Annotated in this window: 20 protein-coding genes; 8 read left to right on the top strand and 12 right to left on the bottom strand. The window is 63.0% G+C overall.

Going from position 1 to position 23,613, the window contains the following annotated elements; translation table 11 throughout:
• Positions 1–2: 2 nt before the first annotated feature.
• From ACEN42_RS08480 to ACEN42_RS08450, 7 genes are all read right to left on the bottom strand, one after another.
• A complete protein-coding gene (locus tag ACEN42_RS08480) occupies positions 3–1,049 on the bottom strand; it encodes a bifunctional UDP-4-keto-pentose/UDP-xylose synthase (RefSeq protein WP_371879701.1) in 1,047 nt (348 codons plus the stop codon).
• Positions 1,046–2,032, bottom strand: coding sequence for a formyltransferase (locus ACEN42_RS08475; protein ID WP_371879700.1), 987 nt, complete (start codon positions 2,030–2,032; stop codon positions 1,046–1,048). The genes ACEN42_RS08480 and ACEN42_RS08475 overlap by 4 nt, the downstream gene beginning before the upstream one ends.
• On the bottom strand, positions 2,029–3,066 hold the full coding sequence (locus ACEN42_RS08470; RefSeq protein WP_035498746.1) for a glycosyltransferase: 1,038 nt from the start codon (positions 3,064–3,066) through the stop codon (positions 2,029–2,031). The genes ACEN42_RS08475 and ACEN42_RS08470 overlap by 4 nt, the downstream gene beginning before the upstream one ends.
• 23 nt (positions 3,067–3,089) lie before the next feature.
• Entirely contained in the window at positions 3,090–4,247 is a 1,158-nt protein-coding gene (locus ACEN42_RS08465) for a DegT/DnrJ/EryC1/StrS family aminotransferase (RefSeq protein ID WP_371879699.1), read from the bottom strand.
• A 53-nt stretch (positions 4,248–4,300) separates the two neighbouring features.
• Positions 4,301–4,672, bottom strand: coding sequence for an SMR family transporter (locus ACEN42_RS08460; protein WP_187604814.1), 372 nt, complete (start codon positions 4,670–4,672; stop codon positions 4,301–4,303).
• Positions 4,673–4,769: 97 nt separating this feature from the next.
• Positions 4,770–6,443 (bottom strand): glycosyltransferase family 39 protein, encoded by a 1,674-nt coding sequence (locus ACEN42_RS08455; protein WP_371879698.1) that lies wholly within the window; start codon positions 6,441–6,443, stop codon positions 4,770–4,772.
• 309 nt (positions 6,444–6,752) lie between these two features.
• The gene (locus ACEN42_RS08450; RefSeq protein ID WP_371879697.1) at positions 6,753–7,127 is read right to left on the bottom strand and encodes an Mth938-like domain-containing protein; all 375 of its coding nucleotides are present in this window, start codon (positions 7,125–7,127) and stop codon (positions 6,753–6,755) included.
• Between the two features lie 423 nt (positions 7,128–7,550).
• Here ACEN42_RS08450 and ACEN42_RS08445 point away from each other — a divergent pair, with 423 nt between their 5' ends.
• The 4 genes from ACEN42_RS08445 to ACEN42_RS08430 all read left to right on the top strand — a co-directional run bounded on the left by ACEN42_RS08445 (position 7,551) and on the right by ACEN42_RS08430 (position 13,374).
• The gene (locus tag ACEN42_RS08445; protein ID WP_371879696.1) at positions 7,551–8,789 is read left to right on the top strand and encodes a pyridoxal phosphate-dependent aminotransferase; all 1,239 of its coding nucleotides are present in this window, start codon (positions 7,551–7,553) and stop codon (positions 8,787–8,789) included.
• A 25-nt stretch (positions 8,790–8,814) separates the two neighbouring features.
• Positions 8,815–10,137, top strand: a complete 1,323-nt coding sequence (locus ACEN42_RS08440; RefSeq protein ID WP_187604810.1) for a homoserine dehydrogenase — start codon at positions 8,815–8,817, stop codon at positions 10,135–10,137.
• 11 nt (positions 10,138–10,148) lie between these two features.
• Entirely contained in the window at positions 10,149–11,594 is a 1,446-nt protein-coding gene (thrC, locus tag ACEN42_RS08435; RefSeq protein WP_371879695.1) for a threonine synthase, read from the top strand.
• Positions 11,595–11,781: 187 nt separating this feature from the next.
• Positions 11,782–13,374: an ABC-F family ATPase gene (locus ACEN42_RS08430; protein ID WP_238215624.1), complete on the top strand. Its 1,593-nt coding sequence runs from the start codon at positions 11,782–11,784 to the stop codon at positions 13,372–13,374.
• A 64-nt stretch (positions 13,375–13,438) separates the two neighbouring features.
• On the opposite strand, the gene ACEN42_RS08425 is transcribed toward ACEN42_RS08430, so the two are convergent.
• The 3 genes from ACEN42_RS08425 to ACEN42_RS08415 form a co-directional block, all read right to left on the bottom strand.
• A complete protein-coding gene (locus ACEN42_RS08425; RefSeq protein WP_371879694.1) occupies positions 13,439–13,642 on the bottom strand; it encodes a DUF1289 domain-containing protein in 204 nt (67 codons plus the stop codon).
• Between the two features lie 72 nt (positions 13,643–13,714).
• Complete coding sequence (locus ACEN42_RS08420) at positions 13,715–14,977, bottom strand: phospholipase A (protein WP_371879693.1); 1,263 nt, start codon at positions 14,975–14,977, stop codon at positions 13,715–13,717.
• 96 nt (positions 14,978–15,073) lie between these two features.
• Positions 15,074–16,411 (bottom strand): Nramp family divalent metal transporter, encoded by a 1,338-nt coding sequence (locus ACEN42_RS08415; protein WP_238215631.1) that lies wholly within the window; start codon positions 16,409–16,411, stop codon positions 15,074–15,076.
• Positions 16,412–16,930: 519 nt separating this feature from the next.
• On the opposite strand from ACEN42_RS08415, the gene ACEN42_RS08410 reads away from it, so the two are divergent.
• From ACEN42_RS08410 to ACEN42_RS08395, 4 genes are all read left to right on the top strand, one after another.
• Positions 16,931–18,046, top strand: coding sequence for a polyamine ABC transporter substrate-binding protein (locus ACEN42_RS08410; protein ID WP_187604804.1), 1,116 nt, complete (start codon positions 16,931–16,933; stop codon positions 18,044–18,046).
• A 102-nt stretch (positions 18,047–18,148) separates the two neighbouring features.
• On the top strand, positions 18,149–19,321 hold the full coding sequence (locus ACEN42_RS08405; protein ID WP_238293722.1) for an ABC transporter ATP-binding protein: 1,173 nt from the start codon (positions 18,149–18,151) through the stop codon (positions 19,319–19,321).
• Positions 19,318–20,223, top strand: coding sequence for an ABC transporter permease subunit (locus tag ACEN42_RS08400; RefSeq protein WP_187604802.1), 906 nt, complete (start codon positions 19,318–19,320; stop codon positions 20,221–20,223). The genes ACEN42_RS08405 and ACEN42_RS08400 overlap by 4 nt, the downstream gene beginning before the upstream one ends.
• Positions 20,223–21,038, top strand: a complete 816-nt coding sequence (locus ACEN42_RS08395; protein ID WP_238215740.1) for an ABC transporter permease subunit — start codon at positions 20,223–20,225, stop codon at positions 21,036–21,038. Before ACEN42_RS08400 ends, ACEN42_RS08395 begins: the two co-directional genes overlap by 1 nt.
• Before the next feature lie 53 nt (positions 21,039–21,091).
• Here ACEN42_RS08395 and ACEN42_RS08390 read toward each other — a convergent pair whose 3' ends face one another.
• Complete coding sequence (locus ACEN42_RS08390) at positions 21,092–22,096, bottom strand: threonine/serine dehydratase (protein WP_187604801.1); 1,005 nt, start codon at positions 22,094–22,096, stop codon at positions 21,092–21,094.
• A 19-nt stretch (positions 22,097–22,115) separates the two neighbouring features.
• Positions 22,116–23,342, bottom strand: coding sequence for an acetylornithine deacetylase (gene argE, locus ACEN42_RS08385; protein WP_371879692.1), 1,227 nt, complete (start codon positions 23,340–23,342; stop codon positions 22,116–22,118).
• Positions 23,343–23,613: the final 271 nt, after the last annotated feature.

Raw genomic sequence — 23,613 nt, 5'->3', positions numbered from 1 at the left:
GCTTACGACTGTTCGACGAGCTTGCGGGCTTCGCCCACGTGGCCGCGATACGCTTCGAAGATCTTGCGCAGCGCGTCGTCCATGGACGCTTGCGGCGCCCAGCCGAGTTCCTGCATCGTGTTGTCGATCTTCGGCACGCGGTTCTGCACGTCCTGATAGCCGTTGCCGTAGTACGCGCCCGACGAGGTCTCGACGAGCTGCACCTTCTTCGCGGTGTCCGTGTACTCGGGGAACTCGTTCGCGAGCGCGAGCATCTTGTTCGCCAGCTCGCGCACCGAGAAGTTGTTCGTCGGATTGCCGATGTTATAGATCTTGCCCGACGCCACGCCGTCCTTGTTCTCGATGATCTTCATCAGCGCGCCGATGCCGTCGTCGATGTCGGTGAACGCGCGCTTCTGCGCGCCGCCGTCGACGAGGCTGATGTTCTCGCCGCGCACGATATGGCCGAGGAACTGCGTCACGACGCGCGACGAACCTTCCTTCGGCGTGTAGATCGAGTCGAGGCCCGGGCCGATCCAGTTGAACGGACGGAAGAGGGTGAAGTTCAGCCCTTCCATGCCGTAGCCCCAGATCACGCGGTCCATCAACTGCTTCGAGCACGCGTAGATCCAGCGCGGCTTGTTGATGGGACCGTAGGAGAGCACGGAGTTTTCCGGATCGAACTGCTCGTCCGTGCACATGCCGTAGACCTCGGAGGTCGACGGAAACACGAGATGCTTGCCGTACTTCACGGCCGAACGCACGATCGGCAGATTCGCTTCGAAGTCGAGTTCGAACACGCGCAGCGGCTGCTTCACGTAAGTCGCGGGCGTCGCGATGGCGACGAGCGGCAGGATCACGTCGCACTTCTTCACGTGATACTCGACCCACTCCTTGTTGATCGTGATGTCGCCTTCGAAGAAATGCATCCGCTCGTGATTCGCGAGGTCGCCCAGGCGATCGGTTTGCATGTCCATCCCGAAGACTTCCCAGTCGGTGTTTTCGAGGATGCGCTTGGACAGGTGATGGCCGATGAAGCCATTGACACCCAGGATCAGAACTTTTTTCATGAATGACGAGAGGATTGAATGATGCGGCCGAATTCGGCGGGATCGACGGGGCGCTCTTCGTCCACGGGTTGCGAATCGGGGCCGAGCGTCCGATGGCGCAACTCGTGGATGGCGATGACGCGGCCATCGCCGCAGACGCCGAACAGCGCATTATCCGCCACGCTTAGGCCCGGGGGCAAACCCCGCAACTCACCGAGCCTTTCGGAGGACAGGCCGGGCGCGCCGGTTTCGGGCACGAGCCGCGCCCGCGCGACGATGAAACGGTCCGCGCCGATATCCGTGAACGCGCCCGGATACGGCGGCGCGACCGCGCGGATCAGGTTGTAGACACGCTGCGCGGGCTGCGACCAGTCGATGCGGCCGTCTTCCGGCTTGCGCCCGCCGTAATAGCTCCCCGACGCGAGATCGTTCGGCAGATGCGGCGCTTCGCCCGCGAGCAGCGCGGGCAGCACGCGCCAGAGCGTCTGCTCGGCAGCGACCACGGTCTTGTCGAACACGAGCGCGGCGGTGTCGTCGGGGAGAATCGGCACCGGCGTCTGCGCGAGGATCGCGCCCGCATCGGGCTTCTCCGCCATTTCGTGCAGCGTCGCGCCGGTCTCGGTCTCGCCGTTGATCACCGCCCAGTTCGTCGGCACGCGGCCGCGATACTTCGGCAGGAGCGAGCCATGCATGTTGTACGCGCCGCGCCGCGCGAGCGAGAGCAGCGAAACCGGCAGCATGTGGCGGTAGTAGAACGAGAAGATGAAGTCCGGCGCGATCTTTTCCAGCGTGTCGTACAGCTCGGGCGACTTGGGATCGGCGCGCGTGATCGTGTCGATGCCGTGCTCCGCCGCAACCTGCGCGACGCTGCCGAACCAGATGTTCTCGCTCGCGCTGTCCTCGTGCGTGACGACGAGCGCGACATCGACGCCGCGTGCGAGCAGCACCTGCAGACAGCGCACGCCGACGTTGTGATAGGCGAAGACGACTGCGCGCGGCTTCATCGGCCGTCTTCCTCGCGCGTGACGACGGCCACGTGCTGCACGGATTCCTGCAGCGGCTTGATCGCAGTGGGCAGGCCGTCGCGCTGTTCGAGGATCGTCTGGACGAGATAGCGGGGCCGCGCGCGCACTTGCTGATAGATGCGCCCGATGTATTCCCCGAGCAGCCCGAGCGCGAAGATGATCACGCCGAGCATGAAGAACGTGATGGCGAAGAGGGTGAACACACCCTGAACTTCCGCGCCGAACATGAAGCGGCGAATCAACAGCAGCAGGAAGAGACCCGCCGAGCCGACCGACAGGATCACGCCGATGAACGACAGCCACTGCAGCGGCACCACCGAGAAGCCGGTGACGAGATCGAAGTTCAGGCGAATGAGACTGTAGAGCGAATACTTCGACTCGCCCGCAAAGCGTTCTTCATGCGCGACATCGACTTCGATGGGGTTCTGCGCGAACGTGTACGCAAGCGCCGGAATGAAGGTGTTGATCTCGCCGCAGCGGTTGATCGTATCGATGATATGGCGGCTGTACGCGCGCAGCATGCAGCCCTGGTCGGTCATGCGAATCTTCGTGATGCGTTCGCGCAGGCGGTTCATCGCGCGCGACGCTTTCTTGCGCCACAGGCTGTCCTGCCGCTGCTGACGAATGGTGCCGACGTAGTCGTAGCCCTCGCGCATTTTGTTGACGAGCTTGGCGATTTCCTCGGGCGGATTCTGCAGGTCGGCATCGAGCGTGACGACGATTTCGCCGCGCGACTGTTCAAAGCCCGCGAGAATCGCCATGTGCTGGCCGTAATTGCCATTGAGCAGAATCACGCGCGTGGTGTCCGGCCGCACGTGAAATTGCTGTGCGAGCAGCGCGGCCGATTTGTCGCGGCTGCCGTCGTTGATGAAGATCACCTCGTACGACGTGCCGAGCGCGTCGAGCGCGGGATACAGGCGCTGGAAGAGGGCCGCGAGGCCGTCTTCCTCGTTGTACACCGGGATGATCACCGAAAGCTCGGGAGACGTCGCCGGAAAATCCAAATGACTCATATTGGGCTGAGTGTCCTTGCTGGTTACCCGTTGTGCGCGAACTGTTCGCAGATTTCGTCGACTGATTTCACGACGTGTTCGACATCGTCCGTGCTCATCAGCGTGAAGAGCGGCAACGTGACCGTCGATGCGCCGTAGCGCTCCGCATGCGGAAACATGCCTTCTTTAAAGCCACGCGCGCGATACAGCGTGAAGAGATGCAGCGCCGGGTAGTGCAGACCCGTGCCGATGCCGCGTTCCTTCATCTCGGCCATGAACTCCGCGCGCGAGAGCCTGAGCTTTTCGAGCGGCAGCGCGATCTGAAACATGTGCCAGTTGCTGTCGGTGAAATTCTTCGTCGGCAGGCCGGCGCCGAGTTTGACCGCCGCGCCGCCTTCGAATGCTTCGAAGTACGCGCGCGCGAGTTCGCGGCGCTTTTCGGTGAAGCGCTCGATCTGCCGCAACTGGCCGAGCCCGACGCGCGCGGCCACATCCGTCAGGTTGTACTTGCCGCCGAGCACGTCGCAGTCCATGCCGTCGAAGCCCGTGCGCGTGATGCCTTGCAGGCGATACTTGCGCGCCAGTTCCGCTTCGTCCTCGTTGTTGAGCACGAGCGCGCCGCCTTCGATCGACGTCACGTTCTTGTTCGCGTGAAAGCTGAACGACACGATGTCGCCGATCGCGCCGATGCGCTTGCCCTTCCAGCTCGAACCGAACGCCTGCGCGGCGTCCTCGATGACCCGCAGCTTGTGGGCGCGCGCGATCTCGTAGAGCCTGTCCATGTCGACGGGCAGACCCGCCAGATAGACCGGCATGATCGCCTTGGTGCGCGGCGTGATCGCGCGCTCAAGCAGGTTCAGGTCGATGTTGCGCGTGAGCGGATCGATATCGACGAACACCGGCGTCGCGCCCACTTCGAGGATCACGTTCGCGGTCGACACCCAGGTCATCGGCGTGGTGATGACTTCGTCGCCCGGACCCACGCCGGCGATGCGCAGGCCGATTTCCATCGTGCACGTGCCCGAATTGAACGCCCGCACCGGACGGCCACCGACGTACGCCGACAGTTCGGCCTCGAACTGCTGGTTCTGCGGTCCCGTCGTGATCCAGCCCGAGCGCAGCACGTCGACCACGCCCTGGATGGTTTCCTCGTCGATCTCGGGCTTCACGAAAGGCAGAAACAGCCGCGTTGTTTGAGTCATTGGACTATGCGTTTAAAAATGAATTGATCTGCACGACGCTTCGATTCGACGAACTAGCCGCGCGCGAGCACCACCACGCCGATCAGGATGATGCCGATGCCGATGAGCCGCTGCATCGACAGCACTTCGCCGAACAGATACCACGCGGCGAACGCATTGACGACGTAGCCGAGCGAGAGCATCGGATAGGCGATCGATACATCCACGCGCGACAGCCCCACGATCCACACGACGACGCTCAGCACATAACACGCGAGCCCGCCGATGATCGGCCACTGCGTCGCAATCTTTAAGCCGACGGGCAGAATGTTGGCGGGCGTGAAGTCGAAATGGCCCACCGCATTCACGCCGGCTTTGAGCAGCAGCTGGGCGCACGCGTTCAACGATACGCCGATGACGATGCAAATAAAGGAAATCGGGTTCATCGCGCGTTTTTCAAATGCGGAACAAGGATACTCGGTTCAGCGGCAAATGCCGAACGATCGTGCGGCGCAACATCGCCGCTGAAACAGATGACGAGGCTCACGGCTGCGGCTTTTCCACGATCACGCGGCGTTCGTCGCGCGCGATCAGTTGCATCGGCACGTGGCGCGCGCTCAGTTCGTCGTAACGGGACGGCGACATCAGCGCGAGCGCGTAGCGTTGCGAATCCCACAACTTGATCCACTCGTCGATGCTCGGCACCCATTTCTGCGGTTCCGTGCGCACGCCGAAGCCCAGTTCGTCGGCCTCCGCGACCATGATCATGGTGTGGCCGAGGTAGAAGGGCATCGTGTGATCGAGCTTCGCGACCCCATAGAACGGCGTGTCGGGCGGCAGCTTCGCCATCGCGGCTTTGACGGCGGGCACGAGCCGCACACCGGAGCTTTCCGTACCGAAGACGTCGTGGCCGGAGCCTGCGATCGTGCCGAGCAGCAGCCACGCCGCGCCCAGGCCCGCCGCGCCCGCGAGCACGCTGCGCCGGTTCAGCCAGATCGCGAACACCGTCACGACGAACGCAACGGCGAGGCCCGCGTACACCCAGATCTGGAACTCTCGATACAGCACGTTCGGCGTGTTGGCGCTGCCCGCGCGGCCGATGAAGATGGCGCCGAATGCCGCCGCGACGAGAAAGACCGCATAGCCGATCAGATGCATGCGGTAGCGCGCCTGCGTGAGCGATGGCAGATAGAGCCCGATCACGAGCGCGATGGCGGGCGCGACCGGCAGCACGTAGGAAACGAGCTTGGAGTGCGACGCGCTGAAGAACAGGAAGATGAACGCGGCCCAGACGAGCAGCAGTGTGACCGGCGCGAAGCCGTTCGGCTGGCGCGGCGTCTTCAGGCCGTGACGCACGCTCTGAAAGGTGATCGACAGCCACGGCAGAAAGCCGACGATCAGCACGGGCACGAAGTAGTAGAACGCGCCCGGACGATTCTGCTCGGGCGTCAGATAGCGCTTGAACTGCTGAACGATGAAAAAGAAGTTGAAGAATTCCGGGTTCTTCATCTGGACGAGCGCGAACCAGGGACCGGTCACGATCAGGAATACGATCAACCCGCTGCCGATGTAGAGCCGCCTCCAGAGCGCCCAGTCCCGCGAGACGAGCGAGTACAGGACGAGAACCGCGCCCGGCAGGATCAGTCCGACCAGTCCCTTGGACAGCACGGCGGCGCCCATCGCGGCCCAGCAGAGCCACATCCACAGGCGCACTTCGCGCGTCGGCAGGCCGGGGCGCTGGGCGAGCAGCAGCGCGCAGAGCGTCAGTTGCATCCAGAACGACAGGCCCATGTCGAGCGTGTTGAAGTGGCCCATCAGGTTCCAGTACGGGCAGGTCGCGAGGATGACCGCGGCGGCGAAGCCCGTCATCGCGTTGAATACGCGCGTGCCGGTGTAGCCGACGAGCAGCACGCCCGCGAAGCCCGTGAGCGCCGTATAGAGCCGCGCCTGCCATTCGCCGATGCCGAACCACGCGAACGAGAGCGCGTTCGCCCAGGTTTGCAGCGGCGGCTTTTCGAAATATTTGTAGCCGTTGTAGCGCGGCGTGATCCAGTCGCCGGTCACGAACATCTCGCGCGCCATTTCGGCGTAGCGGCCTTCGTCGCTCGGCACGAGATGACGATAGCCAAGCGGCGCGAACCAGATGATCGCGAGCGCGAGTACGAGAAGAATGAGCGAAAGACGCGTGAGCGGTAGCCGGGAAGGCGTATCGTTCATGAAGTCGACCTGTCCGATGCCGCGATGCGCGGCGCTAGTGAAACGAAATGGGCGATGATCGCGGGCTGCGTGAGACTACAGTACGCGCCTGCTCAGGCATGCATTTTCGCTGTGAGTTCGCGAGTTGCGGCGCGCTACGTCCGAAGCGACTCCGCCGAATGCCCACCGAACACCCACGCCGGGCGGGAGTGTAGCGCACAGCCGGCCCGCATTCTTTAAATTCGGTACGCGGCGGGCGCGGGCGCGCGCCGATGGCGGATGAGCGGCGGAAGTCTGCCACCGCTTCCTTAGCATTTTCTTAGGCTTTCCTCAGGCTTCGATCAGGAGCGCGGCCGCCACGCGCCGGCCCTCGGACATCAGAATGTTGTAGGTGCGGCACGCCGCGCCGAAGTCCATCGTCTCGACGCCGATGCGCCGTTTCGCCAGTTGAGCCGTGAGCCGCGGATGCGGAAAGCGCAGCCGCGACCCGCTGCCGAAAATGACGACTTCCGGCGCCGCCTGGACGAGCGCATCGAAATGTTCGGACGTGAGCGCCTCGAACGACGACACCGGCCACGCCACGACGGGCGTCTCGGGCATGACGATCACGCTGCCTTCGTGGCTTTCGAGATTGATCGCCACGAAACCGTCTCCGTAGCTCGTGATGGTATTGAGCGCCTTGTTGGATTCCTGGTGCAGTTTCAAAACGATGATCCGGCAAGAGAAAGGGTGACGGCCCAGGGTCTGCGGCAACGGCGAAGGACTGGTCAGACGCGTTCCTTTGGTGCATTGCGGAACTGGGCCATAATCAGTAAATTATAACTTTTCGGCCGCCGGGCTTGCTCGTGCGCCATTCCGTTGCGCTCGCGTGCCGCCACAAGCCGCCTCCGACACGCAATCCGGTCCGCATCGCCCATGCCCTACCTGGCGCGGCGTCTAAAATGCATCGTTCGGCGCTCGGGAACGCGCGAGTCGTCCGGGCGAGCCGCCTTCAGGCTTCAAGTCCGGTTTTCATCGCAACGCCCGTCCGCTGTCCGCGCGCGAGGCTGTCCGCCCGAATGCCGAGCAGCACCTGAGCGACATCAGAACAACCAGTCCGCATCAACACCCAGACCCAGAGCGCCAGCCGTGAAACCGATTCTCAAATCCAACAAGCTGCAAAACGTCTGCTACGACATTCGCGGGCCCGTGCTCGAACACGCGAAGCGCCTTGAAGAAGAAGGCCACCGCATCATCAAGCTGAACATCGGCAATCTGGCGCCGTTCGGTTTCGAGGCGCCGGACGAGATCATTCAGGACATGATCCGCAATTTGCCGGGATCGTCGGGCTATTCGGATTCGAAGGGTGTGTTCGCCGCGCGCAAGGCGATCATGCATTACACGCAGCAAAAGGGCGTGACGGGCGTCGAACTGGACGACATCTACATCGGCAACGGCGCGTCCGAGCTGATCGTGATGGCGATGCAGGCGCTCCTGAACGACGGCGACGAAGTGCTCCTGCCCGCGCCGGACTATCCGCTGTGGACGGCCGCCGTGAGCCTGTCGTCGGGCACGCCGCGCCACTACATGTGCGACGAGAGCAACGGCTGGATGCCCGATCTCGACGACATCCGCGCGAAGATCACGCCGAACACCAAGGCGCTAGTCGTCATCAACCCGAACAATCCGACGGGCGCGCTGTACTCGGACGAGTTGCTGCGCGAGTTGATCGGCATCGCGCGCGAGCACGGGCTGATCATCTTCGCGGACGAGGTCTACGACAAGATCGTCTACGACGGCGAAACGCATACGTCGATGGCCGCGCTGTCCGAGGACGTGATCACTGTCACGTTCAACAGCCTGTCGAAGAGCTACCGGTCGTGCGGTTATCGCGCGGGCTGGATGGCGATTTCCGGGCTGATCGAAGAGAACCGCCGCCGCGCGAAGGATTATCTGGAAGGCCTGGGCATTCTCGCGTCGATGCGGCTGTGCCCGAACGTGCCCGGCCAGTACGCGATCCAGACCGCGCTCGGCGGCTATCAGAGCATCAACGACCTGATCGTGCCGGGCGGACGCCTCTACAAACAGCGCGAGCTCGCCTACGACATGCTCACGGCCATTCCCGGCGTGACCTGCGTGAAGCCGCAGGCCGCGCTCTACATGTTCCCGAAGCTCGATCCGAAGATGTACCCGATCCAGGATGACCAGCAGTTCATCACGGACCTGCTGCTCGAGGAGCGTGTGCTGCTGGTGCAGGGCACGGGCTTCAACTGGCCGACACCGGATCACTTCCGCGTGGTCTTCCTGCCGAACGTCGACGATCTCGCGGATTCGATCAACCGCATCGCGCGCTTCCTCGACGGCTATCGCAAACGACATTCCGCTTAATCTCTCTTTTAAAGACTCGCCCTGCATGGAACCGATCAAAGTAGGACTCTTGGGCTTCGGCACGGTCGGCAGCGGCACCTTCACGGTGCTGCGCCGTAACCAGGAAGAAATCAAACGACGCGCCGGACGCGGCATCGAAATCGCGCGCGTCGCGGTGCGCACGCCGGCGAAGGCCGAGGCCGCGAAGCAGGCAGGCATCGCGGTGACGGACGACTTTGGCGCGGTCGTCGACGATCCTTCCATCGATATCGTGTGCGAAATGATCGGCGGCACGGGCTTCGCGCGCGAGCTTGTGCTGCGCGCGATCGCCAACGGCAAGCATGTCGTGACGGCCAACAAGGCGCTGCTCGCGGTGCACGGCACGGAGATTTTCGAAGCCGCGCGCGCGAAGGGCGTGATGGTCGCGTTCGAAGCGGCGGTGGCGGGCGGCATTCCGATCATCAAGGCGCTGCGCGAAGGGCTGACGGCGAATCGCATCGAGTACATCGCGGGCATCATCAACGGCACGACGAACTACATTCTCTCGGAGATGCGCGACCGCGGCCTCGACTTCGCGACCGCGCTGAAGGCCGCGCAGGAGCTCGGTTACGCCGAAGCCGATCCGACCTTCGATATCGAAGGCGTCGATGCCGCGCACAAGGTCACGATCATGAGCGCGATCGCGTTCGGCGTGCCGGTGCAGTTCGATCGCGCGTATGTGGAAGGCATCAGCAAGCTGGCGGCCATCGACATTCGTTACGCGGAGGACCTCGGCTATCGCATCAAGCTGCTCGGCATCGCGCGGCGCACGGAGAAGGGCATCGAATTGCGCACGCATCCGACGCTGATTCCCGCCAAACGCCTGCTCGCGAACGTCGAAGGCGCGATGAACGCGGTCGTCGCGCATGGCGATGCGGTCGGCACCACGCTGTACTACGGCAAGGGCGCGGGCGCGGAGCCGACCGCTTCCGCCGTCGTCGCCGATCTCGTCGACGTGACGCGCCTGCACACGGCCGATCCGGAGCATCGCGTGCCGCATCTGGCGTTCCAGCCGGATAGCCTCTCGAACACGCCGATCCTGCCGATCGACGAAGTCACGAGCGGCTATTACCTGCGCCTGCGCGTCGCGGACGTAACAGGCGTGCTCGCGAACATCACGCGCATTCTCGCGGACAAGGCCATCTCCATCGACGCGTTGCTGCAGAAGGAATCGGAAGAAGTCGACGGCGCGAACAAGGGCGAAACCGACATCATCCTCATCACGCACGAAACGGTGGAGAAGAACGTGAACGCGGCGATCGCGGAGATCGAAGCGCTGTCCACGGTCGTTTCGAAGGTGACGAAGCTGCGCATGGAAGCGCTCAACTAAGGGCAAGCAAGATGAACTACATTTCGACGCGCGGCGCCGGCAGCAACGAGCGCCACACGTTCTCGGACATTCTTCTCGGCGGCCTGGCGAAAGATGGCGGCCTGTATCTGCCGGCGGAATATCCGCGCGTATCGGCCGATGAACTCGCGCGCTGGCGCACGCTGTCGTATGCGGATCTCGCATTCGAAGTGCTGTCGAAGTTCAGCGATGACATTCCTGCCGAAGACCTGCGCTCGCTCACGCGCAAGACCTACACCGCGCAGGTGTACAGCAACGTGCGCCACGAAGAGAGCGCCGTGCAGATCACGCCGCTCAAGACGCTCGGCGAAGAAAACGGCACGACCTTGTCGCTGCTGGAACTCTCGAACGGCCCGACGCTCGCCTTCAAGGATATGGCGATGCAACTGCTCGGCAATCTGTTCGAGTACGCGCTCGCGAAGCACGGCGAGACGCTGAACATCCTCGGCGCGACCTCGGGCGACACCGGCAGCGCCGCCGAATACGCGATGCGCGGCAAAAGCGGCGTGCGCGTCTTCATGTTGTCGCCGCACAGGAAGATGAGCGCGTTCCAGACCGCGCAGATGTTCTCGCTGCAGGACCCGAACATCTTCAATCTGGCCGTCGAGGGCAACTTCGATAACTGTCAGGACATCGTGAAGGCCGTATCGAACGATCACGCGTACAAGGCGAAGCACAAGATCGGCACGGTCAATTCGATCAACTGGGCGCGCGTCGTCGCGCAGGTCGTGTACTACTTCAAGGGCTACTTCGCCGCGACGGCGAGCAACGACGAGCGCGTGTCGTTCACGGTGCCGTCGGGCAACTTCGGCAATGTGTGCGCGGGACATATCGCGCGCATGATGGGCTTGCCGATCGATCAACTCGTCGTCGCGACCAACGAGAACGACGTGCTCGACGAGTTCTTCAAGTCGGGCGTGTATCGCGTGCGCGGCGCGGCGGAGACGTATCACACGACGTCGCCGAGCATGGATATTTCGAAGGCGTCGAACTTCGAGCGCTTCGTGTACGACCTGCTCGGCCGCGATCCGGCGCGCGTGCTGCAACTGTTCCGCGATGTCGAGGAGAAGGGCGGCTTCGATCTCGCGGCGAGCGGCGATTTCGCGCGCGTGCGGGAATTCGGCTTCGTGTCGGGCAAGAGCGATCACGACGACCGCGTGAACACCATCCGCGACGTGTACAAGCGCTACCAGACGATGATCGACACCCACACCGCCGACGGCGTGAAGGTCGCGCGCGAGAATCTGAAGCCGGGCGTGCCGATGATCGTTCTGGAAACCGCCCAGCCGATCAAGTTCGGCGAGACGATCCGCGAGGCGCTCAATCGCGAGCCCGAGCGGCCGTCGGCGTTCGCGGGACTTGAAAAACTGCCACAAAGGTTCGATATCGTTCCTGCGGATGCGGGCGTGGTGAAGGCTTTCATCGCCGAGCGCACCTGATCGGGGAGGCACGTCCGCCTCGTGCGGATTTATCGCGAAGACGCACGGGGCGCGGCCAGTCTGGACCGCGCCCTTTTTCATTCGATGCGCGGCGAACGCGGGTTCCAAGCCTCGCCCCCCGTTAAATCCCGCCAAAAGCTGCTAAAATCTTAGGTTTTTCGTCGTACCCCATTCAAAAGGACGCGCCGTGCTGTCTACCGCCAATATCACCATGCAATTCGGGCCCAAGCCCCTCTTCGAGAACATCTCGGTCAAGTTCGGCGAAGGAAACCGCTATGGCTTGATCGGCGCCAACGGCTGCGGCAAGTCGACCTTCATGAAGATTCTTGGCGGCGATCTGGAGCCGAGTGCGGGCAACGTCATGCTGGAGCCGAACGTCCGTCTCGGTAAACTGCGCCAGGATCAGTTCGCGTACGAAGACATGCGCGTGCTCGACGTCGTGATGATGGGCCACACGGAAATGTGGGCCGCGATGACCGAGCGCGACGCGATCTACGCGAACCCGGACGCCACCGACGACGACTACATGCGCGCCGCCGAACTCGAAGCCAAATTCGCCGAATACGACGGCTACACGGCCGAAGCGCGCGCGGGCGAACTGCTGCTCGGCATCGGCATCAACATCAACGATCACAACGGCCCGATGAGCAATGTCGCGCCGGGCTGGAAACTGCGCGTGCTGCTCGCGCAGGCGCTGTTCTCGAAACCGGACGTGCTGCTGCTCGACGAGCCGACCAACAACCTCGACATCAACTCGATCCGCTGGCTGGAAGACGTGCTCAACCAGTACAACTCGACGATGATCATCATCTCGCACGATCGACACTTCCTGAACCAGGTCTGCACCCACATGGCGGACATGGACTACGGCACGCTGAAGGTCTGGCCGGGCAACTACGACGACTACATGCTCGCGTCGACGCAGGCGCGCGAGCGTCAGCAGGCGGCGAACCAGAAGGCGAAGGACCGCGTGGCCGATCTGCAGGATTTCGTGCGCCGCTTCTCGGCGAACAAGTCGAAGGCGCGTCAGGCGACCAGCCGCCTGAAGATGATCGACAAGATCAAGATCGAGGAATTCAAGCCGTCGTCGCGTCAGAATCCGTTCATCCGCTTCGAGTTCGAGAAGAAGCTGCATAACATCGCGGTCGTGGCCGAGGATCTGACGAAGAAGTACGACCGGACGATCTTCCAGAACTTCTCCCTCTCGGTGCAGCCGGGCGAGCGCATCGCGATCATCGGCGAGAACGGCGCGGGCAAGACCACGCTGCTCAAGTCGCTCAAGGGCGCGCTGGATCTCGATCACGGCACCGTGAAGTGGGCGGAGAACGCGAACGTCGGCTACATGCCGCAGGACACGTACGAAGAGTTTCCGAAGGACGAGACGCTGACCGAGTGGATCGACCAGTATCGCAAGGAAGGCGACGACGAGCAGATGATGCGCGGCACGCTCGGCCGCCTGCTGTTCAATGCGGACGACATCAAGAAAAACGTGAAGGTGCTGTCGGGCGGCGAGAAGGGCCGCATGATCTGGGGCAAGCTGATGCTCGGCCGTCACAACGTCCTGATGATGGACGAGCCGACCAACCACATGGACATGGAGTCCATCGAGTCGCTGCAGATCGCGCTGGACAAGTTCGAAGGCACGCTGATTTTCGTGTCGCACGACCGCGAGTTCGTGAGCGGACTGGCGAACCGGATCATCGAAGTGAAAACCGATGGCACGCTGCGCGATTTCGGCGGGAATTACGAGGATTTTCTGTCGAGCCAGGGGATTCAGTGATCTTCCTGCTTACGCACTGATCGAAGCGGCCCGTCTCGAAAGAGCGGGCCGTTTTTCATTGCGCTCAGAGCCTGTCGTTCCGAAACCGCATCGCCGTGCCCTCGTTCGTGATGCGAGTCCAGATCGCGCGTTTCTCCTCGTCAGAGAGGAAAACCCAGTTGGACACCTCGCCCGCGGTGCGGCCGCAGCCTTTGCAGACTTCGTCGAAAAGCGTGGAGCACACGCCGATACAGGGGCTGTCGGGCAGGTCGTGAAGATTCGAAGACATTGGGCTGGCTCGTGACCGCATCATCGCCGGAAAAGAGGGCGACAACGCGGCGTTCAAATTCGTAAAAAAAACTCAACGCGCGATACTGTAGCCTATCCGCGCGATCCAGTGATTTCGCTGGTTGTAATCGAGGATGTCCTCGCCGTAGCCGTTGAAGTAACTCACGAACAGATAGCCGCCCCATGCGCTGCCGATCAGCTTCGCGAGCGGGTACGTGAGCTGCGAATCGACGCTGCCGTACCAGTGTTTCGTACCCTTGCGCAGTGTCGTGGCGAGCTGCCATCCGTCCGGGCTGCCGTACTTCACGAGAAAATCGACATAGCCGCGATAATTTGCGATGTCCTCGTTGCCCGACTTCGACAGGTAGTAATAGAACTTCGGCGACAGCGTCAGGTGGTTGCCGTTCAGGTCGCCGAAATCCCAGGTCGGGCGCACGAACGCAATGTTGATCGAGCGCGAATCGTCGCCGCTCCTGCCGTTCGACTCGTGTCCGAAACCCGCCGACACGCCCATGCGCGTGAAGAGCGCGCTCTTCCAGCCGGTGTCCTCCACGTAGTAGAACAGTTGCGGCTGAAAACTGATGTCGCGGAATGGCACGGACTCGGCGGAGAGGTTCCATATCGCCGTCTGCGTGTAACCGAAGTAGAGATTGTCCAGCAAGCCGCGCGAGCGCGGGTCGTCGGGCAGATGCAGGCGATATTTGAAGCTGAACTGAAATTTCGCGAGGTTGTCGCCGTTCTTGCCGTCCGCGAAGTACATCGGCTCGAAGGTGGAGAGGCGGCCGGAGAGCATCGTGTCGGTGGTGGTCGTCGGCACGGCTGCGGTGTTGGCGGCGGCGCTGGCGCTCGCGAGCTGCGCGGGTGTCGTCGCCTGCGTCTCGCGACGCTCGGCTGCGGCGACTTGCGTCTGCGTGTCGCTCCGATTGATCGTGACGAGCATCGGCGATGCATCGAAGCCGACCGGATCGATCTTCACCGTCCCGCGCGCCGATTCCGGCCAAGGCGCGGTAAAGCGCACGCGGCGATATTGGCCGGGCGCGAGCCGCAGACGGTCCGGCACCTTGGGGTCGCGTTCGAGCGTGAGCGGCGCGGGCGGCAGATCGCCGTTCGTCAGATTCACGGTCAATTGTTTGGGCACGTCGACGGTGAGGGGTTTCGCGTCATCGTCGGTGTAGAGGAGCGTCAGTTCGAGCGGCTGCGAGGCGGCTGCTTCGCGTGCGGGCTGAAGCACCGCGACGGTCGCGTGGGCCGCGCCGCTTGCGCCGATGGCGGCGAAAAGAAGTGCAAGCGAGCGTGCGCGGACGGAAAAGAAAATCGATCGTGGGCCTTGAGCCATATGGTTTGTGTCCTGTTTTTGGGCGGAGGCGAGCGCCAGAACGGTCTGACAACGCGAGCCGCGTCACGATCCCGAATCGACACGAAATCAGAAAGCTCAGCCCGGAAACACCGCCTGCCACAGCATCGCGCCGTTCAATGCGACGATCACGCCCGCGCACGCCCACGCGAGCGCGAGCGGCACGCGCGCGACGCGCCAGCGGCCCATCAGCCCGGCATCGGAGGCGAAGCGCACGAGCGGAATCACCGCGAGCGGCAATTGCAGGCTCAGCACGACCTGCGTCGCGACGAGCAGCGCGTTCGAGCCGTGCTGCCCGAAGCTCGCCACCGCGACGAGCGCCGGGCCGATCGCGAGACCGCGCGTTAGCAGCGCCCGTGCCCAGCGCGCCATCTTCAGCCGCAAGAAGCCTTCCATGACCGCCTGGCCGGCGAGCGTGCCAGTCACCGTCGCGTTCAGGCCGCAGGCGAGCAGGGCGGCAGCGAACACGACGCCCGCCCAATGGCTGCCGACGAGCGGCTCGATGAGCCGGTGCGCATCGGCGAGATCGTCGACGTCCGTATGGCCGGTCGCGTGGAACACGGCCGCCGCGACCACCAAAAGCGACGCGTTGACGATGAACGCGAGCCCGAGCGCGCCGAACGTGTCGATGTTCACGCCGCGCAGCGCCCGCCCGATGGCCGCGTCGTCGCGGGGGTCCGCGTGGTCCTTGACGAGCGCCGAGTGCAAATAAAGGTTGTGCGGCATCACCGTCGCGCCGAGCACACCCGCTGCGAGCCAGAGCATGCCGGCATCCCGCAGCAGCTTGCCCGAGGGCGCGAGCCCGCGCATCGCGTCGCCCCAGACCGGATGTGCGAGCACGAGTTCGACAACAAAGCAGAAACTCACGAAGAAGATCAGCGCGGTCACGGCGCGCTGCAACGGGCGTCTGCCGCGGCTTTGCAGCGCAAGCATCGCGAACGTCGCGACCGCCGAGATCAGCACGCCCACGGTCAGCGAGAAGCCGAATAGCAGTTGCAGCGCGACCGCACTGCCCACGACCTCCGCGACATCGCACGCGATGATCGCGATTTCGCACGCGATCCACAGCACGAGCGTCGTGCGCCGGCTGTAGCGCTCGCGGCAGAGTTGCGCGAGATCGCGCCCGGTCACGACACCCACGCGCGACGCGATCCATTGCAGCAGCATGCCCATCAGGCTCGCGAGCAGCACGACGAAGAGCAGCGAGTAGCCGTAGCGCGCGCCGCTCGCGAGCGCCGTCGCCCAGTTGCCGGGATCCATGTAGCCGACGGCGACGAGCGCGCCCGCGCCCGCGAAGGAATACCAGCGTCCGTGCGGGCGCGGGTCCCGTCGGCGGTCCTCGCGGCTCGCCGCGGGCGACTGCGCGTCGGACGGCGCGGCGGAAAGCTGGGCGAGCACGGACGGATTGGTGTTCATGCGGAAAGCGGCCTCGAATAGCGATGCAACGGCGGCGCCGATTCAGTCGTATGCGCGTGCGTTGCCGGTTCAGAAGACGCCGCACTTCGCGGCGCACGTCGAATTGGCTCGCAACAACTGTTCCGCTGGCTATTCGTCAGGCGCGGGCGCCCATTCGCGGGCGCCGGAGGCCGATTGCGAATGATGACATTGCATCGGGCTTACGCGATCGCGTCCCCTTTTGACGAGTGTGGTTTTATCAGGTGCCGCCGGGGCCGATTAAGGGCTAAAATGCGCGCTCTTTCCTGCCGGCCGCGCGTCGCGCGAAGCCGTCGAGAAGCCCGCCTGGCAAGACTGTCGCCGCACCGCGCAAGGGCGTGTACATTTTGCGCGACACGCGACTCTTTATTTTCTGTCGGGCATGCGTTTAATGGTAGTTTTTCGGGGTTTTAAGGGAGTCGCGGCCAGATCGGCGATGAGACGAAGCGCCGGGCCGGCGCAGCGCGACACCGTGACAAGTCGGAACAAGGGAGAATCGAAATGAACCAGAAACTGGCGGGCCGCACGGCCAAGCTGGCGGGCGCACTGGCATGCGTCGCGATGCTGACTCCGCTCGCGGCATCCGCGAAGGACACGCAGTTGAATGTGTACAACTGGTCCGACTATATCGCGAAGGACACGATTCCCAACTTCACCAAGCAGACCGGCATCAAGGTGAAGTACGACAACTACGACAGCGACGACACCCTTCAGGCCAAGCTGCTCACCGGCCGTTCGGGCTATGACATCGTGGTGCCGACGAGCAATTACGCGGGCAAGCAGATCGCCGCGAATATCTTCATGCCGCTCGACAAGTCGAAGCTGCCGAACCTGAAGTATCTCGATCCCGATCTGATGAAGCTCGTCGAGGGCGCCGATCCGGGCAACAAGTACGTGGTGCCTTGGGCCTACGGCACGACGGGCCTCGGCTACAACGTCGACAAGGCCAAACAGATTCTCGGGCCGAACGCCGAACTGAACAACTGGGACATCCTCTTCAAGCCCGAGAACATCTCGAAGCTGAAGGCGTGCGGCGTCTCGGTGCTCGACGCGCCGGACCAGATGTTCGCGGCGGCGCTCCATTACATCGGCAAGGATCCGATGAGCACGAATCCGGCCGATTACCGCGAAGCGCTCGCGATGATGAAGAAGATCCGCCCGTACATCACGCAGTTCAACTCGTCGGGCTACATCAACGACATGGTCGGCGGCGACATCTGCTTCACCTACGGCTGGTCGGGCGATGTCGTGATCGCGAAGCATCGCGCGGTCGAGGCGAAGAAGCCGTTCAAGATCGAGTACTACATTCCGAAGGGCGGCGCGCCCGTATGGTTCGACGTGATGGCGATCCCGAAGGACGCGAAGAACAAGGACGCCGCGCACGAGTGGATCAACTACATCGAGACGCCGCAGGTTCACGCCGCGATCACGAACGCGGTCTACTACCCGAGCGCGAATCTGGAAGCGCGCAAGTATGTGGACAAGGACGTCGCGAACGATCCGGCCGTGTATCCGCCGCAGGACGTCATCAAGACGCTGTTCCTGCTGAAGCCGCTGCCGCCTGAAATCCAGCGCCTGCAGACGCGGCTCTGGACGGAATTCAAGTCCGGCCGATGAACCCCAAAAGCCGGTTATTCTTTTGAATCGACGAAGCCCCTGGACCTCCGGGGGCTTTGTTCGTGATCGCATCGCATGGAAGCAGGAGTCGAATAGGCAATCATGAGTGAGCAGTCGAGCGCGTTGAAGGCAGCGCCTAATTCCGGCCGGCGCGAGCCGGGCATTTCTCCATCGGCCCAGGGCACGGACGAGAACTTCGTGCAGATCGTCGACGTCGTGAAAAAATTCGGCGAGACGACGGCCGTGCGGGGCGTCAACCTGTCGGTGAAGAAGGGCGAGCTGTTCGCGCTGCTCGGCAGTTCGGGCTGCGGCAAGTCGACGCTTTTGCGCATGCTCGCGGGGCTCGAGTCGGTGACCGAAGGGCAGATCCTGATCGACGGCGAAGACCTCGCGAAGATGCCGCCGTATAACCGGCCGGTGAACATGATGTTCCAGTCCTACGCGCTCTTTCCGCACATGAGCGTGGAATCGAATGTTGCGTTCGGGCTGAAGCAGGAAGGCGTGAAGGGCGGCGAGCTGAAGGACCGCGTGAACAACGCGCTCGAACTCGTGCAGATGGGGAAGTTCGCGAAGCGCAAGCCGCATCAGTTGTCGGGCGGCCAGCAGCAGCGTGTCGCGCTCGCGCGCAGTCTCGTGAAGCGCCCGAAGCTTCTCCTGCTCGACGAGCCGATGTCCGCGCTCGACAAACAAATCCGTCAGCGCACGCAGATCGAGCTCGTCAACATTCTCGATCAGGTCGGCGTCACCTGCATCATGGTGACGCACGATCAGGAAGAGGCGATGACGATGGCCAATCGCCTCGCCGTGATGAGCGAAGGGCAGATCGTGCAGCTCGGCACGCCGCACGAGGTCTACGAATATCCGAACACGCGCTTCTCGGCGCAGTTCATCGGCTCGACCAATCTTTTCGATGGCAATGTCGTGGAGGACGAGCCGGATCACGTCTTCGTCGAATCGCAAGATTTGCCCGTGCGTCTTTATGTGAGTCACGGCATCACCGGGCCGCTCGGCATGCCGGTGACGATCTCCGTGCGCCCCGAACGCATCGCGCTCACGCGCAAGCCGCCCGAAGGCACGTACAACTGGGGTCGCGGCAAGGTGTCGAACATCGCGTACATGGGCGGCTACACGCTTTATCACGTGACGCTCGATTCGGGCAAGGTCGTGGTCGCGAATTTGTCGAGCCTCGCGATCGGCGAGATCGATTCGCCCACCTTCGACGACGAAGTCTACGTGCGCTGGAGCGCGTCCGCGGGCGTGGTGCTGACCTCATGATGAAGTTGCTCAAGCGCATGGGCGTGTCGGGGCGCACGCTCGTCATCGGCGGGCCGTATCTGTGGCTCCTGCTGCTGTTCTTCGTGCCGTTCCTGCTCGTCGTGAAGATCAGCTTCGCGGACAGCCAGCTCGGCATTCCGCCGTACACGGATCTCGTGTCGATGGAACAAGGCGTGATGCATATCGCGCTCGACTTCGCGCACTACGCGTTCCTCGTGCAGGACAGCCTGTACTTCGCGACCTACATGAACTCGCTGCTGGTCGCGGCCGTGTCGACGCTGCTGTGCCTTCTGATCGGCTATCCGATGGCGTATTACATCGCGCGCTCGAATCCGTCGTCGCGCAACATCCTGATGATGGCGGTGATGCTGCCGTTCTGGACGTCGTTTCTGATTCGCGTGTATGCGTGGATCGGCATTCTCAAGAACAACGGCCTGCTGAACAATTTCCTGATGTCGATCGGCCTGCTGCATTCGCCGATCGAGCTGTATCACACGAATATCGCGGTGTATATCGGCATGGTCTATTCCTATCTGCCGTTTCTCGTGATGCCGCTCTACGCGCATCTCGTGAAGATGGATCTGACCTTGCTCGAAGCCGCCTACGATCTCGGCGCGAAGCCGTGGAAGGCGTTCGTGCAGATCACGTTGCCGCTGTCGAAGAACGGCATCATCGCGGGCTGTCTGCTCGTGTTCATTCCGGCGGTGGGCGAGTACGTGATTCCTGAACTGCTCGGCGGCGCGGACACGCTGATGATCGGCCGCGTCATGTGGAACGAGTTCTTCAACAACGCCGACTGGCCGATGGCGTCCGCCGTCACCTGCGCAATGGTCCTGCTGCTGCTCGTGCCGATGGCGCTCTTCCAGCACTTCCAGGCGAAGCAACTGGAGGAGAAGCGATGATCAAGCCCAGCCGTCCATTGCAGATCACCGCGCTCGGCCTCGGGTTTGCGTTCCTCTATATCCCGATCCTGAGTCTCATTGTCTATTCGTTCAACGACTCGCCGCTCGTCACCGTGTGGACGGAGCCGTCGCTCAAGTGGTATCGCGCGCTCATCACGGATGACGAGCTGATCAACGCGGCGTGGCTGTCGTTGCGCATCGCGTTCTTTACGGCGTGCGCGTCGGTCGTCATCGGCACGTGGGCGGGTTTCGTGCTGGCGCGCATGGGACGCTTCAAGGGCTTCACGCTCTACGCGGGCATGATCAACGCGCCGCTCGTGATTCCCGAAGTCATTCAGGGCATTTCGCTGCTGCTGCTGTTCGTGGAAATGGCGAAGCTCATCGGCTGGCCCGATCGCGGCTTCTTCACGATCTGGATCGGGCACGTGATGCTGTGCATTTCGTATGTGGCGATCATCGTGGAATCGCGCGTGCGGGAGTTGAATCCGTCGCTGGAAGAAGCCGCGCTCGATCTCGGCGCGACGCCGCTGCGCGTGTTCTTCTCGATCACGCTGCCGTTGATTTCGCAGGCGCTCGTGGCCGGCTGGCTGTTGTCGTTCACGCTGTCGATCGATGATCTCGTGCTGTCGGCGTTCCTGTCCGGCCCGGGCTCGACCACGCTGCCGCTCGTCGTGTTCTCGCGGGTGCGGTTGGGTCTGAATCCCGAGATGAATGCGCTCGCGACCTTGTTCATCGCGCTCGTGACGATCGGTGTGGTCGCGGCGAATGCGTTCATGCAGCGCAGCGAGCGCAGAAGGCTCGCGGGCGTGATGTAACGCCAGAAAGTACACGAATGGAAACGCGGCCCCTGTACGGGGCCGCGCGCATTTCAGGCGTTCGCCAGGTGTTTCGCGAAGGTCGCCGGATCGGTATTGGTGCCGCACAACAGCACGCCGACGCGCTTGCCCTGCAAACGCTCGCGCAGCGGGCCGAGCAGGGCGGCGGTGGCCGCCGCGCAAGCCGGTTCGACCGCGAGCTTGAGTTCGCTGAAGAGTTGCAGCATGCCATGCCGCAATGCATCGTCCGACACGGTCACGATGTCGTCGATATGCCGCCGGCACAGTTCATAGCTGTACTGCTCGGTGTGCGGGGCCATCAGCGAATCGGCGATGCCGTGCATCGCGCCCATCTTGATCGTGTGATTCGCTTCGAAACTGCGCTTCATCGCGTCCGATCCTTCCGGCTCCACGCCGAAGACGTGCAGCGACGGATTCGCGAGACGCATCGCCGTCGATACGCCCGCGGCGAGGCCGCCACCGCCGATCGGCAGGATCACGGCGTCGAGATCGGGCGCTTGCGAGGTCCACTCGTAGCCGAGCGTCGCCGTGCCGAGCACCGTGCGATAGCCGTTGAACGGATGGATGAAGACGCGTCCTTCTTCCGCTTCGACGCGTCGCACGACATCGAATGCCTCCGCGACGTTCTCCGCGAACACCACTTCCGCGCCGAAGCGCCGGCACAGCGCGACGCGCGCCGGACTCGCGCTCTTGATGATCACGACTTTCGCACCCACGCCCATGCGCTGCGCCGCGTAGGCCACGGCCACCGCGTGATTGCCCGCCGACACGCAGGTGACGCCCGCCGAGCGTTCGCTTTCCGAAAGCGCGAGGATGTTCGAGAACGCGCCGCGCGCCTTGAACGTGCCGCTCGCCTGCAGCAGTTCGAACTTGAACGTGATCGGTGTGCCTTCGAGCGTCGGAAAATCGTGACGCTCGAAGGTCGGCGTGCGCGCGACCCAGGGCGTGAGCGCCATGTGCTGCTCGGCGATTTCGTCGAGCGTCGGAATCGGCGTGCCGTCGATCGTATTGTCGGAATGCTGCGTGGCAGTGGACATGGCTTTTTGTTCTGAAGAGTCAGCGAGCCTGTGCTTCGACGGACATGCTGTGAATGAACTTGCCGAGGAACGCCTCGCACTGGACGAGCTGTTCGAGCGACACGTACTCGTTCGCCTTGTGCGCCTGCTCGATATTGCCCGGACCGCACACGATGCTCGGCACGCCGGCATTGGCGAACAGGCCTGCTTCGGTGCCGTAGGCGACCTTGTGCTTGTCCTGATCTTGCGTGAGCGCGCGCACGAGTTGCGTGATCGCGGCCTGCTCGGTGGCGTCGAGGCCCGGCGCGGACGCGAGCTTCGTGAATTCGATGGCCGCGTTGCCGTGCTCCTTCAGCATCTTCGGCAGCAGCGTGTCGTGCGCGTACGCCTCGATGCGTCTGAAGATCTGGTCGGGATCTATCGTCGGCAGATTGCGGAACTCGAACTCGAAGTTGCATTCGGCGGGCACGGTGTTGATTGCGTTGCCGCCTTTGATCGTGCTCGTCTGACCGGTGGTGAAGGGCACGTCGTAGAGCTCGTCGAACGGACCCTTCGCGCGGAACTCGTCGACGAGATCGCGGATGTGACAGATGAGCCGCGCCGCATATTCGATGGCATTCAGGCCCTTCGGCGTCAGCGACGAGTGCGCGGCGAACCCGCGCACGCAGCAGTGATACGTGTTGATGCCTTTATGCGCGATGATCGGGCGCATCGATGTCGGCTCGCCGACGATGCAGCCGTCCGGTTTCACGCCACGCTTTTGCAGGTCCGCGATCATCAGCGGCGCGCCGGCGCAGCCGACTTCTTCGTCGTAGGACAGCGCGAAGTGGATGGGTTTGGCGAGCTTCGTCGCCTGCATTTTCGGCAGCATCGCGAGCGCCGCGCCGATGAAGCCTTTCATGTCGCACGAGCCGCGGCCGTAGAGCAGGCCATCGCGGACTTCGGGCTTGAACGGATCGCTCTGCCAGTCCTGACCGTCGACCGGCACGACATCGGTATGACCTGACAGCACGATGCCGCCGTTGGTCTCGCCGTCGTGCGCCGGGACCGTGGCGAAGAGGTTCGCCCACTGGCCGCGCGGATCGTTGGTGATGGTCGCTTCGATGCCTGCGTGGCGCAACTCGTCGCGAACGGTTTCGATCAGGCCGAGGTTCGGATTGCGGCTGACTGTATCGATGGAGACTAGCCGTTCGATCCACGGCAGGGAAATGGGCGTTTCGGTGCTGGATTGAGCTTCGGGATGCGCCGCATTAGCGGTTTGGGACATTTTTTGGCTCCGGCGGGTAGGGTTTGATCATAGCCCAAATGTGGGGTGCTGGCCCGCAGCCGGGGGCTTTTGGGGTTTTGGTTTTTGGGTTTCGCTGGATCCCGTATTCGTGTCGGTCTATTTGTGTTGCCCTTGTGCGGGGCGGCAGTCACTTTCTTTGCTGCTGCAAAGAAAGTAACCAAAGAAACAGCTATCCCCAGCCTAAGCACTTCATGCCGGCCGCGGCACAGGCGATTGGCTGAATGGCCCGGCTGTAGCGAGTGCCCCCACA

The organism is Caballeronia sp. S22 (assembly GCF_964261745.1).
Lineage (GTDB): Bacteria > Pseudomonadota > Gammaproteobacteria > Burkholderiales > Burkholderiaceae > Caballeronia > Caballeronia jiangsuensis.
Note: the sequence above shows the minus strand (reverse complement) of the source record. Positions and strands in the feature narration are given on the sequence as shown.